We start from the raw sequence: 15,679 nt of genomic DNA, 5'->3' as shown, positions 1-15,679 counted from the left end.
CCGAGAGGTTGTGGGAGAGTAGGACGCCGCCGGACAATTCTTAGACAGCGGGCCACCCCTCGGGGTGGCCCGCTGTTCTTGTGTCGGAGGGTGATGCGAGGCTGGGGCACATGGATCAGGTCAACGCATGAGCGCCCCCACCGAGTTCGGCTTCGCCGCCCCTCGGGGGCCGGTGCCTGCGCCGCGCCTCGATGAGTTCCAGCAGACCGTCGTCGACCATGCCGGCGGGCCACTCCTGGTCCTGGCAGGTCCCGGCACTGGGAAGACGACGACGCTGGTCGAGGCGATCGCCCACCGGATCGAGGTGGAGGGTGTCGACCCGGCCTCCATCCTGGTGCTCACCTTCTCCCGCAAGGCGGCCCAGGAACTGCGCGACCGGCTCAGCGCCCGCCTGGAGCGCACCACCGGGGCAGCCATCTGTGCGACTTTCCACTCCTTCGCCTACGGGCTGATCCGGCAGTTCCAGCCGTCCGAGCTCTTCGCGGAGCCGCTCCGGCTGCTCACCGCGGCCGAGCAGGAGGTGGTGATCTCGGAGCTGCTCAAGGACACCCCGGAGTCGATTGCATGGCCCGAGAGCCTGTGCCTGGCCAGGGAGACCCGTGGCTTCGCCCGCGAGGTCGGCGATTTGCTCTCCCGGGCGCGTGAGAAGGGCCTGGACGGTCATCAGCTGGCCGCGTTGGGCGATGCCGAGGGCATCGGTGCCTTCAGCGCCGGCGGTCGCTTCCTCGAGCAGTACCTGGAGATCCTCGACGCGGATGCGGCCATCGACTACTCCGACCTGCTGCGCCGCGCGACGCTGGTCGCCGCCGAGCATCAGCTCGAGCTGCGCAGTCGCTACCGGTACGTCTTCGTCGACGAGTACCAGGACACCGACCCTGGTCAGGTGGAGCTGCTGCAGACGCTGGCCGGTCAGGGCGGCAACCTGGTGGTGGTGGGGGACCCGCATCAGTCCATCTACGCCTTCCGCGGCGCCGAGCTGAGGGGCATCCTCGACTTCCCCGATGAGTTCCGCACGATCTCCGGCAGTCCTGCCTCCGTCGTCGCGCTGCGCCAGACCAGGCGCTTCGGTCCGCGGATGCTCCGTGCCGCCCGCAGGGTGGCCTCACGGCTCAGCCTGGCGGGCAGCATCCCTGCCGAGGCCAGGGAGGGCTTCCTGAACCCGCTCGCCGTCGCCGGCGGCCCTGTCGGCCGCATCGATGCGCTCACGTTCGAGACCGAGCGCGCCGAAGCCGAGCACCTGGCCGACCTGCTGCGCCGCGCGCACCTCGAGGACGGCATCGCCTGGTCGGAGATGGCGGTGCTGGTCCGCTCGGGCAGTGCCTCCATCCCGCCGTTGCGACGCGCGCTGGCCGGACACGGCGTCCCGGTCGAGGTAGCGGCTGACGACACTCCATTGGTGCGCGATCCTGCGGTCCGTCCGCTGCTGAGCGCACTCGACGCAGCGTTGCACCTCGACGTCACCGACCCGGCCGACGTGGACTTCGTCGGTGCCGAGCGGTTCGAGGCACTCCTCGCCAGTCCACTGAGCAGTCTCGACGTCTCCGACCTCCGCACCCTGGCGCGCACGCTCCGCGTCCGCGAGAAGGAGGCCGCGGCGGAGGCCGGCCGCACCCCGCGCTCGTCCCCGGAGCTGCTGCGGGCCTGCCTGGTCGAGCCGGAGCTTCTCGACGGCGTCGACCACCCGGCAGTGGCCAGGGTCCGGCACCTGATCACCCTGCTCCGCACGGTGCAGGCGGCCGACCGCGGGCGCGCCAGTGCGCACGACCTGCTCTGGCAGCTCTGGGAGGGCACCACCTGGCCCGAGCGGCTACGCGCCCAGGCGATGCAGGGCGGCGCTGCGGCACGGATGGCGCACCGTGACCTCGACGCCATCTGCGCCCTCTTCGAGACAGCGCAGACGATGGAGACCAAACGGAGCTTCACCTCGGCGACGAACTTCCTGCGCACCCTGGGCGGCCAGCAGATCCCCGCTGACACGCTGGCCGAGGCGGGTGTTCGCGGCGACGCCGTGCGACTGCTGACCGCACACCGCTCCAAGGGGTTGGAGTGGCGACTGGTCGTCGTCGCCCATGTGCAGGAGGGCGGTTGGCCCGACCTGCGCCGGCGCAGCGCGCTGCTCCACGCCGATCGGCTCGGCCGGGACGGGCTGGTGCCGGCGATCACCCCTCGCGACATGATCGCCGAGGAGCGGCGGCTGTTCTATGTGGCATGCACCCGCGCCCGGGACCGGCTGATCGTCACCGCCGTCCGCTCCCCGGAGGAGGACGGCGACCAGCCGTCCCGCTTCCTGCCCGAGCTCACCGACGACGTTCGCCACATCAGCGGCCGTCCGCGTCGCCCGCTCTCGCTTGCCGGCCTGGTGGCCGAGCTGCGTCGCACCGTGGCGGACCCGGACTCCACGCCCGGGCTCCGCGCAGCCGCCGCTCGTCGGCTTGCCGATCTCGCAGAGCGCGGCACAGGCCGTCAGCAGTTGGCGCCGGCCGCCGACCCGGCGAACTGGTGGGGCACCCGTGCACAGAGTGCGCCGGCGGAGCCCCTGCGGCCGGCCGACCAACCGGTGGTGCTCTCGGCGAGTGCCGTGAGCGCCCTGCTGCAGTGCCCCGCACGCTGGTTCTGGGAGCGTGAGGCCGGCGGCGCCTCCGCCACCTCGTCCTCGCAGGGATTCGGCCTGGTGGTGCACACCATCGCGGAGCGGATCGGGCGTGGCGAGCTGACCGCCGACCCGAACCAGGTCGACCAGCTGATGGACGTGGTCGACTCGGTCTGGGGTCAGATGCAGTTCCGCACCCCGTGGACCGCGGAGCGGGAGCGCGCCGAGGTGCGCGCCGCGCTTGCTCGCTTCGTGAGCTGGCACTCGGCTGCGGGGGCACGGACCCTTGTCGCCACCGAGCAGGAGCTGCGGGTCCAGGTCACCCTGCCCGACGGCGAGCGGGTGAGCATCGTCGGCTTCGTCGACCGCCTGGAGATCGACGACCAGGGGCACCTGGTGGTCGTCGACCTCAAGACCGGCAAGTACAAGCCCACCGCCGAGGAGGTGCGTCAGCACCCGCAGCTCGCCCTCTACCAGTACGCGGCCGCCGAAGGCGGGTTCGATCGTCCGGTCGCGGCCGGTGGACACCAGGCCGAGGGCGTCGGGGGAGCGGAGCTGGTGCATCTGCGGCTGGAGACCCGCGGCAAGCTGGCGATCCAGCGCCAGGAGCCCGCACTCGCCGACGACGACGGCGTGCTTCCCGTCGAGCATCAGCTGATGGGAGCCGCCGCAGCGATCCGCGAGGAGGTCTTCCCGGCGATCAAGGGGAGCCACTGCGACGTCTGCACCTTCCATGCCATCTGCCCGGCCCAACGCTCAGGAACGGTGCTCTCATGAGGATCTCCAGCCCCGCCGATCTGCGCGAGGTGATGCAGGCCGAGTTCACGGTCAGCGACCAGCAGTGGCGGGCGATCAGCGCGCCGCTGGCCCCGGCCGTGGTGATCGCCGGCGCGGGCTCGGGCAAGACTGCGGTGATGGCCGCCCGGGTCGTCTACCTCGTCGTCAACGGGCTGGTCACCCCTGACCAGGTGCTCGGCCTGACCTTCACGACCAAGGCCGCCAGCGAGCTCTCCCAGCGGATCCGGGGCGCCCTCGAGCGGGCCGGCGCGATCGGCACCGTGCTCCCCGAGCCTGGCGGCGAGGACGTCGAGTCGCTCGAGCCGACGGTGGCCACCTACAACGCCTATGCGGCCTCCCTGCTCACCGACCACGGCCTGCTGATCGGCCACGAGCCGGACACCCGGGTGATGGCGGACGCCTCCCGCTACCAGCTCGCGGTTCGGGCGATCCAACGGCACACCGGGCCGGTGCACGTGCTCAGCGACCATCCGGAGACGGTGGTCGGCAACATCCTGGCCTTGGAGGGCGCGATGAGCGAGCACCTCGTCGACCTCGGGGCGCTGCGCGATCTGCAGCAGCGGGAGCAAGAGCTCTTCGCCACCGCGTTGGTCGGCGCGAAGGCCAAGGCCGACATCGAGAAGGCGCTGCATGCGCTGCGCCGCCGGGACGACCTGATCGAGCTCGTCGTCGGCTACCGCCGGCTCAAGCGCGACCTCGGACTGATGGACTTCTCCGACCAGATCGCCCTGGCGGCCAAGCTCGCGGTGAGCCAGCCGGAGGTCGGGGCCAGCGAGCGGGAGAAGTACCGGATCGTCCTGCTCGACGAGTACCAGGACACCTCGGTCGCCCAGGCGATGATGCTCGGCCGCCTCTTCTCCGGGCCGGACGCAGCCCACGGTCGCGGGCACGCGGTGACGGCGGTCGGTGACCCGAACCAGGCCATCTACGGTTGGCGTGGCGCCTCGGTCTCCAACATCCTGGGCTTCGGTCAGGACTTCCCCGGCGCCGACGGCGACGTGGACGTCCCGGTCTACCCGCTGACGGTGAACCGGCGCTCCGACCGCCGCATCCTCGACGTCGCCAACCGCCTCGCCGCTCCACTGCTGCGCCAGTTCCCGCAGGTGCGGCCGCTGGAGTCGCCGCCGGAGTCGGCGACCGGCACCGTGCGGGTCGCCGTGCACCCGACCTACGCCGACGAGCTCGGCTGGCTGGCGGAGAACGTGCAGGAGGCGCACCGGGCGCTGGCCGCCAGGCACGCCGCGCCGTGGCGCGAGATCGGCGTCCTGGTCCGCGACAACGCCCACGCCGCCGACGTCTTCGATGCGCTCTCGGCTGCGGAGATCCCGGTGGAGATCGTCGGTCTCTCCGGGCTGCTGCGGCTGCCTGAGGTGGCGGAGGTCGTGGCGACCCTGACCCTGCTGCACGACCTGACCGCCAACGATGCGCTGCTGACCCTGCTCACCGGCCCGCGCTGGGCGATCGGACCACGCGACCTCGCCCTGCTCGGCCAGCGGGCGCGGGAGATCGCGGGCGAGGGCGTGCCCCGAGACGGCACCCCCAGCCTGGCCGAACAGTTGGACGAGGCGGTCAGCGGCGCGGACCCGAGCGAGGTCCGCTCGTTGTGCGACGCGCTGGACGACCCGGGCGAGGGCGCCTACTCGGAGGCCGCCCGGGAGCGGTTCACGCTGCTCTCCGACGAGCTGCGGCGCCTGCGCAGCCATGCCGGCGAGCCGCTGCTGGACCTGGTCCGCCGGATCATCGACGTGACCGGCATCGACGTCGAGCTGGCCTCCTCGGTCAGTCCCGCGGCCTCTGCCCGCCGCGACAACCTCGACCTCTTCGTCAAGGCGGTCGCCGACTTCCGGGCGATCGACGGGGAGGTCAGCCTGACCGCGCTGCTCGCCTACCTGGAGGCTGAGGACGAGTTGGGCAACGGACTCGACGTCGCCACCCCGACCGAGGCGAACTCGGTGAAGCTGCTGACCGTGCACCGGGCCAAGGGCCTGGAGTGGGACGTCGCGTTCTGCGTCGGCGTCTGCGAGGAGAAGTTTCCCAACACCCGCAGCCGGAGCCTGTGGACGACCGCTCCTGCGGTGCTGCCCACGCCGTTGCGTGGCGACGCGCGAGACCTGCCGGTGCTGCGCGGACACACCAAGGACGATCTCGCCGGGCTGCGGGAGGAGTCCCGCGCCCAGGAGATGGCCGAGGAGCTGCGGCTGGGCTACGTGGCCTTCACCCGGGCCCGGCACGAGCTGGTCGTCTCCTCCTACCTGTGGACCGAGGGCCGCAAGAAGCCGTTGGGACCGTCGCCGTTCCAGCGTCAGGTGGCGGAGCTGCTCGCCGAGTGGGGCGAGAAGCCGGAGAGCTGGTGGGAGAAGCCGGACCCGGACGAGGTCAACCCGCTGCTGGAGGTGAGCACCGCTGTGCCGTGGCCGGTCACCGAGCACACCGCGGAGGCGCTGCGCCGGCTGGAGGCGGCAGAGCTGGTGCGCCAGGCGCAGCACGACCCGTCCTCCCTGCCCAGCGACGACGACCTCGACATGGTGGAGGCGGCGCAGGTGCTCGAGTGGGACACCGAGCTCGAGCAGCTGATCACCGAGGCGCAGCGGGAGAGCTCCGACCGGATCGAGGTGCCGCTGCCTTCGAGCCTGTCGGCGACGGCGCTCACCCGGCTGCGCGACGACCCCTCTGGGCTGGCCCGCGACCTGGCCCGGCCGATGCCCCGGCCGCCGTCGAACGCGGCCTCCTTCGGCACCCGCTTCCACGCCTGGATCGAGGCGCGGGTCGGCCAGCAGGATCTCCTCGAGCCCGGCGACCTGCCGGGCCAGGGCGACGTCGGCATCGACGACGACGCCGACCTGGCGGCGGTGATCGCCGCCTTCGAGCAGGGACCCTTCGCCGAGCGCGCCCCTACCGTGGTGGAGCAGCCGTTCGCGATGGTGCTGGCCGGTCAGGTGGTGCGTGGACGGATCGATGCGGTCTATGCGGACGGCGACGACTGGCTCGTCGTCGACTGGAAGACCAGCCGTCGCGAGGACGCGGACCCCTTGCAGCTGGCCGTCTACCGGGTCGCCTGGGCGGAGCTGATGGGCGTCGAGCTGAGCCGGGTGCGTGGCGCCTTCCACTATGTCCGGTCGGGGCGCACCGTCGTCCACGAGGAGCTCTGGGAGCGTGCCGAGCTGGAGCGGCTGTTCGACGGGCAGCACGGGCAGCCGGGGTGAGCATCGGGTCGGTAGCCTTCGGGTGTGACGCCTGAGTTGACGCCCCTGCGCCTGCCCGACACCGACGCCGGATGGGAGCCCTGGCTCGCCGAGCGCGCCGAGTCCGCACTCCAGCGTGCCGCCGCGTTGCGCGACGAGCTGGCGGCGGCGGGGCCCGAGACGGCGCTGTCGGTCTGGAACCGGTTGAACACCGAGCTGGCCGGGGTCTTCGCGATCTCCTCGCTGCTTGCCCAGGTGCATCCCGACCCCGCGCTGCGCGAGCAGGCGGAGCAGATCGAGGTCAGCGCGAACCGGTTCCGCTCGGAGTTGATGCTGGACGCCCGTGCCCAGGCCTCCCTGGCCGGCGTCGATCCGGCCGCCCCCGATGCCGGCGGACGGCGGGTGCTCGCGCACGCGCTGCGCGACTTCCGTCGTGCTGGGGTCGAGAGCGACGACGCGACCCGCGAGCGGCTGCGGGCGCTCGACGAGCAGCTGGTGGAGTTGGGGCAGCGGTTCTCCCGGGGGATCCGCGAGGGCGGCCGCAGCACCGCGGTGCCGGAGTCGGCGCTCGCCGGCATGCCGGCGGACTGGATCGCGGCCCACCCTGCCGTGGACGGCGTGGTCACGGTGAGCACCGACTACCCGGACACGGTGCCGTTCCTCTCCTTCGCGCACGACGCCGACGCGCGCCGGGCGGTCACCGAGTCGTTCCTGAACGTGGGCTGGCCGGAGAACGACGAGGTGCTCGGCGAGCTGCTGCGGGTGCGCCACGAGTACGCCCGGCTGCTCGGGTATGCCGACTGGCCGAGCTACGACGCCGAGGTCAAGATGATCGGCAGCGGTCCGGCGATCGGCGACTTCATCGCCTCGATCGCGGAGGCGGCACAGGCGGCCGGCGAGCGGGACCTGGAGACGCTGTTGCAGCGGGCCCGGCGCGACGACCCGACGCTCGCCGCGATCGACGTCTCGAACTGGCGGTACTGGACCGAGGTCGTCCGCCGCGAGCAGTTCGACGTCGATGCTCAGCAGGTGCGCGCCTACTTCGACTTCACCAAGGTCCGGGCGGGGCTGCTGGAGGTGACCGGTCGGCTCTTCGGACTCACCTGGACGCCGGTGCCCTCGGCTGCGACCTGGCACCAGGAGGTCACCGCCTACGAGGTGAGCCTGGGGGAGGAGTACCTGGGCCGGATCTACCTCGACCTGCATCCGCGCGAGGGCAAGTACAACCACGCCGCCCAGTTCGTGCTGGTGCCGGGTCTGGCCGGGGTGCAGGCCGCCGAGGGCGTTCTGGTCTGCAACTTCCCGCGGGGGCTGATGGAGCACGACGACGTGGTGACGCTCTTCCACGAGTTCGGGCACCTGGTGCACCACATGCTGGCCGGGCGCCATGCGTGGATCGACTTCTCCGGCGTCGCCACCGAGTGGGACTTCGTCGAGGCCCCCAGCCAGATGCTCGAGGAGTGGGCCTGGGACGCCGACGTGCTGGCCAGCTTCGCCAGCGACGCCGACGGCACCCCGATCCCCGCGGACCTGGTGGCCCGGATGCGCGCCGCCGACGAGTTCGGCAAGGGCTTCCTGGCCCGCACCCAGACGTTCTACGCCGCGGTCAGCTACCTGTTCCATCTGGAGCGGCCCGACGACCTGACCGCACGGCTGGCGGAGCTGTACGAGGCCTACAGCCTGGTCCGGCCGCTGCCCGGCACGCACTTCCACGCCGGCTTCGGCCACCTGGAGGGCTACAGCTCGGCGTACTACACCTACAAGTGGAGCCTGGTGATCGCCAAGGATCTCTTCTCCGCCTTCGATAGCGCCGACCTCTTCGCGGCCGAGGTGGCGCACCGCTACCGCGATCTGGTGCTCGCCCCCGGTGGCAGCCGCGACGCGGCCGACCTGGTCACCGACTTCCTCGGCCGGCCCTACGACAACGCTGCCTTCCAGGCCTGGCTGGAGACGCCCGCGGAGCCGGTCCGATGAGCCGCACGCTGCCGCACGTGGCGCTCTCGAAGCACCCGCACGACCGCCACGGCCTGCGTCGCGACGACACCGACTGGGTGGCGACGAAGTGGGCCGACCCGGCCACCCGGGTGCTGCCGATCGCCGGCACCCGGATCCGGCCGGTGGACGGCGCGCTGGACTGGGTGCGCCCGGACCAGGCGCCGGACGGGACCCGGGTGCTGCTCGGCGAGCGCGACGGCGTCACCTACTTCGCGGTGCTGGCGCCGCCACCGCCGGCCGATGCGGACCGCGCCGAGTGGCTGCCGCTGCGCGGCGTGCTCGGGCTGCTCGGCGACGCCGACCTGGGCCCGCTGGTGCTGCACGCGATCGGGCTGGCCGAGTGGCACTGGGTGACCCGCTTCTGCCCGCGCTGCGGGGGAGCGCTCGAGGCGCGCCAGGAGGGGCACGTGCTGCGCTGCCTGGCCTGTGCCAAGGAGCAGTTCCCGCGCACCGACCCGGCGGTGATCATGGTGGTCACCGACGGTGAGCCGGGCAGTGCCGAGGAGCGCTGCCTGCTCGGGCGCAGCCCACAGTGGCCCGAGGGCCGGTTCTCGACGCTGGCCGGCTTCGTGGAGCCCGGTGAGACGATCGAGGACGCGGTGCGCCGCGAGGTCTTCGAGGAGACCGGTGTGACCGTGGGGGAGGTCCGCTACTTCGACAGCCAGCCGTGGCCGTTGCCGGCGAGCCTGATGATCGGCTTCATCGGGCGCGCGGTCAGCACGCAGATCGACGTCGACGGCTCGGAGATCGCCGAGGCGCGCTGGTTCACCCGCGCGCAGATGCGTGCCGAGGCCGAGGCAGGGACGCTCAAGCTGCCGTCCGGGGTCTCGATCTCGCGGTCGCTGATCGAGACCTGGTACGGCGACGCGCTGCCCGGGATCTGGTGATCCGGGCAGCGCGGTGAGCCTCAGACGAGGCTGGCGAGCTTCTCCTTGACGGCGGCCAGGCTCGGGTTGGTCTGGGCGGTGCCGTCGGAGTAGACCAGGGTCGGCACCGTCTGGTTGCCGTTGTTCACCTGCTCGACGATGAAGGCTGCGTCCGGCACCTGCTCGATGTCGACGACCTCGTAGCTGATCCCCTCCCGGTCCATCTGCGACTTCAACCGGTGGCAGTAGCCACACCACGGGGTCGAGTACATGGTCACAGCGGGGGTCATTCGGTCTCCTCAGGTTGCGTAGGACTGCACCCATGCAACCACGCAGGGCGAAGAAGTGTTCCGCGAACGGGCTAGCGGGCCCGGGTGACGGCGCTGGTCGCGGTCACTGTCGGCCACCCGGTGCGCCGCGCCTGGACGCGTACCGTGATCCGCTTGCCGCGATCCTTCGTGCCCACCCGGTAGGACCAGCCGACCCGACCCGGTACGGCGACGCCGTTGCGGTACCAGCGTGCGGTGTAGCGGTAGCCGGCGCCGGACCAGGTTCCCTTCGTGGCGCGGAGCATCCTGCCGGAGCGGGGCTTGCCGCTGATCCGCGGCCGGGCATGGTTCACGGCGGGCACCTGACGGCTCGCCGAGCTGCGCACCGCGGACGCGTACCCGGCACTGCTCCAGGTCACCCGGACGGCGATGAGACGGCCGGCGTCGGCCTTCGCGAGGCGGTAGCCGGGCGCCTCGGCGCCGGCGATCGCGACGCCGTCGCGCAACCACTGGTAGGCGGGTGCCGACTCCGGAGTGGTGGCAGCCACCGTCGCGGTGAGGGTGCCGCCGACGCGCGTGGTGCCGGTGATCGTCGGGGTGCCGACGCCGCCGAGCGTCCCGGGCGCGATCGGCCCGAGGTCGGTCTCGACGGTCCGTCCGGCCAGGTTCGGGCCCGAGGCGCTGACGACGTGGATCAGGCGTTGTCCCACTTGGGCGGCGCTGGGCGTGAAGGAGGCACCCGAGGCCACCAGGTTCGCCGGCGCCACCGAGGCGAGGTACCACTGGGTGCCGACCGCGGCTGTGGTCGGCACCCAGGTGCCGGCGGTGCTCCCCAGCGGCACACCGACAGTCGGGACGCCCGTGGGGGCGGTGGGGGTGGTGGCCACCACCGGCTGGTCGTTGACCGGCACGATCGCGGCGGCATAGGAGCCCGCGACGTCGCTGATCTGGACGAAGGTGTTGCGGCCGGCGCCCCGGACCTCTCCGGAGGCCTGGCGCACCAGGAGGGTGGCGTCGTTGGCCGCGATCTCCACGGCGGCGTCCGAGGCGGAGGTGGGGATCGGGGCGAACGACGGGTTGAGGTCCGCATAGCCGGACGGCTGGCGCCCGGCGACCTCGACCCTGAGACCGGAGATCGCGACCGTGCAGTCGCAGTTGGTGCCGGCGATGGCGCTCCAGGTGCCGGGCGCTGCCACCGGGCTGTTGCTCGAGCTGTCGCCGGCGCCGTCACCGAACTGGCCGGCGGCGTCGCTGCCGATGGAGAGGATGGTGCCGGTCAGGGTGAGCCAGGCCGTGTGGTTGCTGCCCGCGATCGCGCTGCTCACGTCACCGGCGGAGTCCAGCCGGTTCCAGGAGCCGGGCACCCCGGCGCCCAGGCGGCCGGCGGTGTTGGCGCCGAGGCCGTAGAGCCGGTGGTTGCTGGTCACCACCAGCACCACGTTGGTGCCGGCCACCACCTGGGCCGGCTGCCCGGCACCGGCGGGCAGCGGGACCGCGAGCGGTCGTAGCGCGTCGGCCGCCGGATCGCCGATGACCGGCGAGGTTCCGGTGAACAGCAGGGTGCCGTCCTGGCCGATCGCGTAGGTCGTCTGGGCGGGGCCGTTGGTCGTGGTCGCGACGTCGACCACCGGTTGCGGCGTGGCTCCCGGTGCCCAGGCGAAGGCGGTCAGCGAGGAGCGGTCGCCGGTGCCGGTGAGCTGGCCGACGTCGTTGTGCCCGGTCCCGTAGACCCGGCCGTCGTCGCCGAGGACCACCGTGGTCTGGGCGCCGACGTCCACCTTGGTGGCGGTGACCCCGGCCGGCAGCGGAGCCGCGACCGGCTCCAGGGCCACCCCGGTGGTCAGCTGGTTGCCGAGGGCGCCGTTGTCCTGGCTGCCGCGGGCCCAGACGTTGCCGGCGCCGTCCAGGAAGGCCGCGTGGGTGAAGTCGACGTCCAGCGTCTGCGGGGCAGGGCGCGGCACGGTGACGTCGACCGCGGCGGCGGCCCCCGGTGCGGGGAGCGCGACCAGCAGCGCGGCGGTGAGCGTGCCGGCCGCGGGCAGCGCGAGACGGGACGGATGCATGCCTCCACGATCGGGCAACAGGGCCCCGGGTGCCGCCGATCAGGCCGGGTTACGCGTGATCCCTACCTCGACGGCTGGGCGCCGGGGTCGATGGCTCTCGGCCAAGGAGGCGACCGGGTCGGCTGCTTCTGCAACCGGCGCGGCCCCGGCGGCACTACCCTCGACGCATGGCTGCACCCGAGGACGTGCTCGCCCGGCTGCTGCGCGAGCGGAGCGCGCAGCCCCTCGGCGTCGACGTCGACGAGGCGCGGCCGAGCTGGAGCCATGCGGTCACGGCGCTGAGCGCGTTCTGGGTGGGCGACTTCGCCGGCTGCCTCGCTGCCGCCGAGCGGGCCGAGCAGGCCGCCGGCGACGACCTCGACCAGGTGCTCGCGATCGGTGCGCTCGGGCTGGCCGGGGCCGGCGTGCTGGAGGTGACGTCGCGCGTTGACTGGAGCCGCGCGCAGCGGCTGGCCCAGCAGCGCGCGGACGACGACCGGCGCTGGAGCTTCGCCCGCTATCTGGTCGCGGAGGCCGCGCTGGACGGGGCACGCCTCGACGTCGCGGCGTCCCTGCTCGACGGCGCGGACTGGGCCTCGGCCTGGGTCGGGCACCCGTTCGAGGTGATGATGCGCGCGACGGCGATCCGGATCGCGGCCTTCGTCGGCCGGATCGATGAGGCGCTGGCGGAGTTCGAGGGGCTGGCAACGGCAGCCGAGCGACATGACGCGCTCCCGCTCATGCACGCGGTGCGGGTGCTGCTGACCGGCAACGCGGACCGGGCGGCGGAGACCCAGCAGCAGATCGATGCCCTGGTCGGCGCCGCCATCGCTCCGGTGGACTACGTGGGTCGCGGGGTCTACCTGCTCGCCTCGTTCGGCGCCGTCTCGCTGGGCGACGTCGGGCAGTCGGCGGCGCTCTTCCTGCGCGCCGGCGCAGGTGCGGACCTGGACCGGCTCACCATCATCGACCGGGCGATCGGCCTGGAGCTGCTCGCCCACGCCGCGATCGCCGCAGGCGACCTGGACGCCGCCCATGCGTGGCGGGAGCAGGCGATGCCCCTGGTGGAGCATCCGATCAGCGGCCCGGCGTGCCACCGGCTGCTCAGCAGGATCGCGCTCGCCGAGGGGGACGCCCCGGCTGCGGTCGAGCACGCCGAGCGTGCGGTGGAGGCGGCGCGGCGCGAAGGACGGGGGATCGAGGCGGCCGAGGGCACGATCCTGCTCGCTCGCGCGCGGATCGCCTCGGACGAGGTGGCGGAGGCGTCACGCACCCTGCGTCAGGGGGTGGCGGAGTCCGACCAGACCGGGCACCTGGCGATGCGGCGCTCGGCCGGGCGGGTGCTGCGCTCGGCAGGCCGACGGCTGCCGCCGCCGAGCTCGGGAGGCTGGTCGGTGCTCTCGCCGCGGGAGCGGGAGATCGCGGAGCTGGTGCTGTCCGGGCTGGAGCACACCGCGATCGCGCGCCGGCTCGTGCTCTCTCCGCAGACGGTGCGGGTGCACGTCTCGCGGGTGCTGTGCGCCTTCGGGGTGAGCAGCCGGATCGGATTGCTGGCCACCCTCGGACCGCGCGGCGACACCGGCCGCCAGCCGCCCGGCGTGCTCACCCCTCGCCAGAGGGCGGTGGTCGAGCTGGTCGCGCAGGGATACGACAACGCGGCGATCGCAGCCAGCCTGGGGGTGAGCGTGAAGGCGGTCGAGAAGCATGTCGGCGAGGCGCTGCGCCGGTGGCAGGCGGCCAGCCGCTTCGATCTGGCCCGGCTCTGGTGGCTGAGCGCGTTTCCGCAGGGCGCGGCGCAGGCAGGTGGTGCCGAGGGTGTCGGAGGTCCGGCCTAGGCTGGAGGAGTTCCCGCTACCGCTACCGCCGAAGGTGAAGAAGAACCGATGAGAGACCTGCTCGCTGCCTTGGATCCCGAGCAGCGAGCCGTCGCTGAGACGCTGCGCGGGCCGGTCCGGGTGCTGGCGGGTGCCGGCACCGGCAAGACCCGCGCGATCACGCACCGGATCGCGCACGGCGTGGCCACCGGCGTCTACTCGCCGACCGAGGTCCTGGCGGTCACCTTCACCACCCGTGCAGCGGGCGAGATGCGCACCCGGTTGCGCGAGCTCGGCGCCCCCGGTGTGCAGGCCCGCACCTTCCACGCCGCCGCACTGCGCCAGCTGCGCTGGTTCTGGCCCAAGATCCACAACGCCGAGCTGCCCACGCTGACCGAGTCGAAGCTGCCGATCATGGCGATCGCCGCGCGCCGCAATCGGGTGCAGGCCGATCAGGGCACCCTGCGCGACCTCGCCTCCGAGGTGGAGTGGGCCAAGGTCAGCAACATCCGTCCCGAGCAGTACGCCGAGCTCGCTCCGGCCCGCGGCCGGGAGGTCAACGGGGTCGACCCGGACACCGTCGCCCGGGTGCTGGCCGGCTACGAGGAGGTCAAGCGCGGCCAGGGCCGGATGGACATGGAGGACGTCCTCCTCCTCACCGCGGCGATGCTCGCCGACGACGAGCGGGTCGCCGCCGAGGTGCGCCGTCAGTACCGCTTCTTCACCGTCGACGAGTTCCAGGACGTCTCGCCGCTGCAGGCGGCGCTGCTCGACCTGTGGCTCGGCGGGCGCGACGAGATCTGCGTGGTCGGCGACCCGGCCCAGACCATCTACAGCTTCGCCGGGGCCGACGCCGCCTACCTGCGCGAGTTCCCCCGCAAGTACGCCGGCACCACCTCGGTCGAGCTGGTCCGCAACTACCGCTCCACCCCGGAGATCGTCTCGGCCGCCAACCAGCTGCTCGACGGCACCGTCTCGCACGGCGTCAGCCTGATCGCGCAGCGCCCGGCCGGCCCCACCGTCGCCTGGCGCGAGCACGACGACGAGGTGGAGGAGGCGGAGGCGACCGCGGCCGAGATCCTGCGGCTGCGCGACTCCGGCACCCCGCTGAGCCAGATCGCGGTGCTGTTCCGGATCAACGCCCAGTCCGAGGCCTACGAGGACGCCCTCTCCGCGCGCGGGCTCGCCTACGTGGTGCGCGGCGCGGCCCGCTTCTTCGAGCGGCCCGAGGTGCGCCAGGCGATCACCTTGATCCGCGGTGCCGCACGCAGCGGGGTGGAGAGCGAGGTCGTCGAGGCGGTGCGCGGCACGCTGTCCGGGATGGGCTGGGCCGCCGAGCCGCCGACCGCCCGTGGCGCGACCCGGGACCGCTGGGAGTCGTTGCAGGCGCTGTTGTCGCAGGCCGAGGCGTGGGCCACGGCCGGCGGTGACCTGGGCAGCTTCGTCGACGACCTCGACCGCCGCGCGGCCGAGCAGCATGCGCCGGTCGCCGAGGGCGTCACCCTGGCCACTCTGCACACGGCGAAGGGCCTGGAGTGGGATGCCGTCTTCGTGACCGGCGTCCAGGAGGGCTCGATCCCGATCAGCTTCGCCTCCACCCAGGCAGAGGTGGAGGAGGAGCGCAGACTGCTCTACGTCGGGCTGACCCGGGCCCGGCAGAGTCTGGTCGTCTCCTGGAGCCTGGCGCGCAACCCTGGTGGCCGCCGCAGCCGCAAGCCGTCGCGGTTCCTGCACGGGCTGCGCCCGGACTCCGGCTCCTCGGCCCCGCAGCGCAAGCAGCGGATCAAGGCCGCCATGTGCCGCACCTGCGGTCAGCCGCTGGCGAGCGCCGCGGAACGGAAGGTCGGCCGCTGCGCCGGCTGCCCGGCCGCCTACGACGAGGCGCTCTTCGACCGCCTCAAGGAGTGGCGCCGCGAGCGGGCCGCCGACGACGGCGTTCCCGCCTACGTGGTCTTCACCGACAAGACCCTCGAGGCGATCGCCGAGGTGAAGCCCTCGACCGAGGCCGCGCTGCTGCGGATCAGCGGTGTCGGAGCGGCCAAGATCGAGCGCTACGGGACGGATGTTCTGGCGATCATCGGGTGAGCGAAAAGATTTCTTGAGAAAACCCGAAAAAGAATTTG

8 protein-coding genes are annotated in these 15,679 nt (G+C 72.8%); 6 read left to right on the top strand and 2 right to left on the bottom strand.

The features are described from left to right. Positions 1-127 precede the first annotated feature (127 nt). The 4 genes from ABD151_RS16155 to nudC are packed head-to-tail and all read left to right on the top strand — an operon-like array spanning position 128 to position 9,452. Positions 128-3,367, top strand: a complete 3,240-nt coding sequence (locus ABD151_RS16155) for an ATP-dependent helicase (protein ID WP_343995801.1) — start codon at positions 128-130, stop codon at positions 3,365-3,367. Next, on the top strand, positions 3,364-6,591 hold the full coding sequence (locus tag ABD151_RS16150; RefSeq protein ID WP_343995800.1) for an ATP-dependent helicase: 3,228 nt from the start codon (positions 3,364-3,366) through the stop codon (positions 6,589-6,591). The genes ABD151_RS16155 and ABD151_RS16150 overlap by 4 nt, the downstream gene beginning before the upstream one ends. 24 nt (positions 6,592-6,615) lie before the next feature. Beyond that, entirely contained in the window at positions 6,616-8,544 is a 1,929-nt protein-coding gene (locus ABD151_RS16145; protein ID WP_343995799.1) for a M3 family metallopeptidase, read from the top strand. Continuing rightward, positions 8,541-9,452: an NAD(+) diphosphatase gene (nudC, locus tag ABD151_RS16140; protein ID WP_343995798.1), complete on the top strand. Its 912-nt coding sequence runs from the start codon at positions 8,541-8,543 to the stop codon at positions 9,450-9,452. The genes ABD151_RS16145 and nudC overlap by 4 nt, the downstream gene beginning before the upstream one ends. A gap of 20 nt (positions 9,453-9,472) precedes the next feature. Here nudC and ABD151_RS16135 read toward each other — a convergent pair whose 3' ends face one another. After that, positions 9,473-9,721 (bottom strand): mycoredoxin, encoded by a 249-nt coding sequence (locus ABD151_RS16135; RefSeq protein WP_343995797.1) that lies wholly within the window; start codon positions 9,719-9,721, stop codon positions 9,473-9,475. 71 nt (positions 9,722-9,792) lie between these two features. Beyond that, positions 9,793-11,763, bottom strand: a complete 1,971-nt coding sequence (locus ABD151_RS16130; RefSeq protein WP_343995796.1) for an RCC1 domain-containing protein — start codon at positions 11,761-11,763, stop codon at positions 9,793-9,795. Between the two features lie 167 nt (positions 11,764-11,930). On the opposite strand from ABD151_RS16130, the gene ABD151_RS16125 reads away from it, so the two are divergent. Beyond that, positions 11,931-13,577, top strand: a complete 1,647-nt coding sequence (locus ABD151_RS16125; RefSeq protein WP_343995795.1) for a LuxR C-terminal-related transcriptional regulator — start codon at positions 11,931-11,933, stop codon at positions 13,575-13,577. 48 nt (positions 13,578-13,625) lie between these two features. After that, positions 13,626-15,641 carry an ATP-dependent DNA helicase UvrD2 gene (locus ABD151_RS16120; protein ID WP_343995794.1) on the top strand — a complete coding sequence of 672 codons (2,016 nt, stop codon included), beginning with the start codon at positions 13,626-13,628 and terminating at the stop codon, positions 15,639-15,641. Positions 15,642-15,679 lie beyond the last annotated feature (38 nt).

Origin of the sequence: Nocardioides dubius, assembly GCF_039528155.1 — a bacterium.
GTDB classification, from domain to species: Bacteria; Actinomycetota; Actinomycetes; order Propionibacteriales; family Nocardioidaceae; genus Nocardioides; species Nocardioides dubius.
The sequence above is the reverse complement of the archived record's forward strand: the minus strand, read 5'-3'. Positions and strand labels throughout refer to the sequence as shown.

Coding starts and splice junctions, on each gene's coding strand:
- ABD151_RS16120 (WP_343995794.1), top strand. CDS start 13,626: ATGAGAGACCTGCTCGCTGCCTTGGATCCCGAGCAGCGAGCCGTCGCT.
- ABD151_RS16130 (WP_343995796.1), bottom strand. CDS start 11,763: ATGCATCCGTCCCGTCTCGCGCTGCCCGCGGCCGGCACGCTCACCGCC.
- ABD151_RS16155 (WP_343995801.1), top strand. CDS start 128: ATGAGCGCCCCCACCGAGTTCGGCTTCGCCGCCCCTCGGGGGCCGGTG.
- ABD151_RS16135 (WP_343995797.1), bottom strand. CDS start 9,721: ATGACCCCCGCTGTGACCATGTACTCGACCCCGTGGTGTGGCTACTGC.
- ABD151_RS16150 (WP_343995800.1), top strand. CDS start 3,364: ATGAGGATCTCCAGCCCCGCCGATCTGCGCGAGGTGATGCAGGCCGAG.
- nudC (WP_343995798.1), top strand. CDS start 8,541: ATGAGCCGCACGCTGCCGCACGTGGCGCTCTCGAAGCACCCGCACGAC.
- ABD151_RS16125 (WP_343995795.1), top strand. CDS start 11,931: ATGGCTGCACCCGAGGACGTGCTCGCCCGGCTGCTGCGCGAGCGGAGC.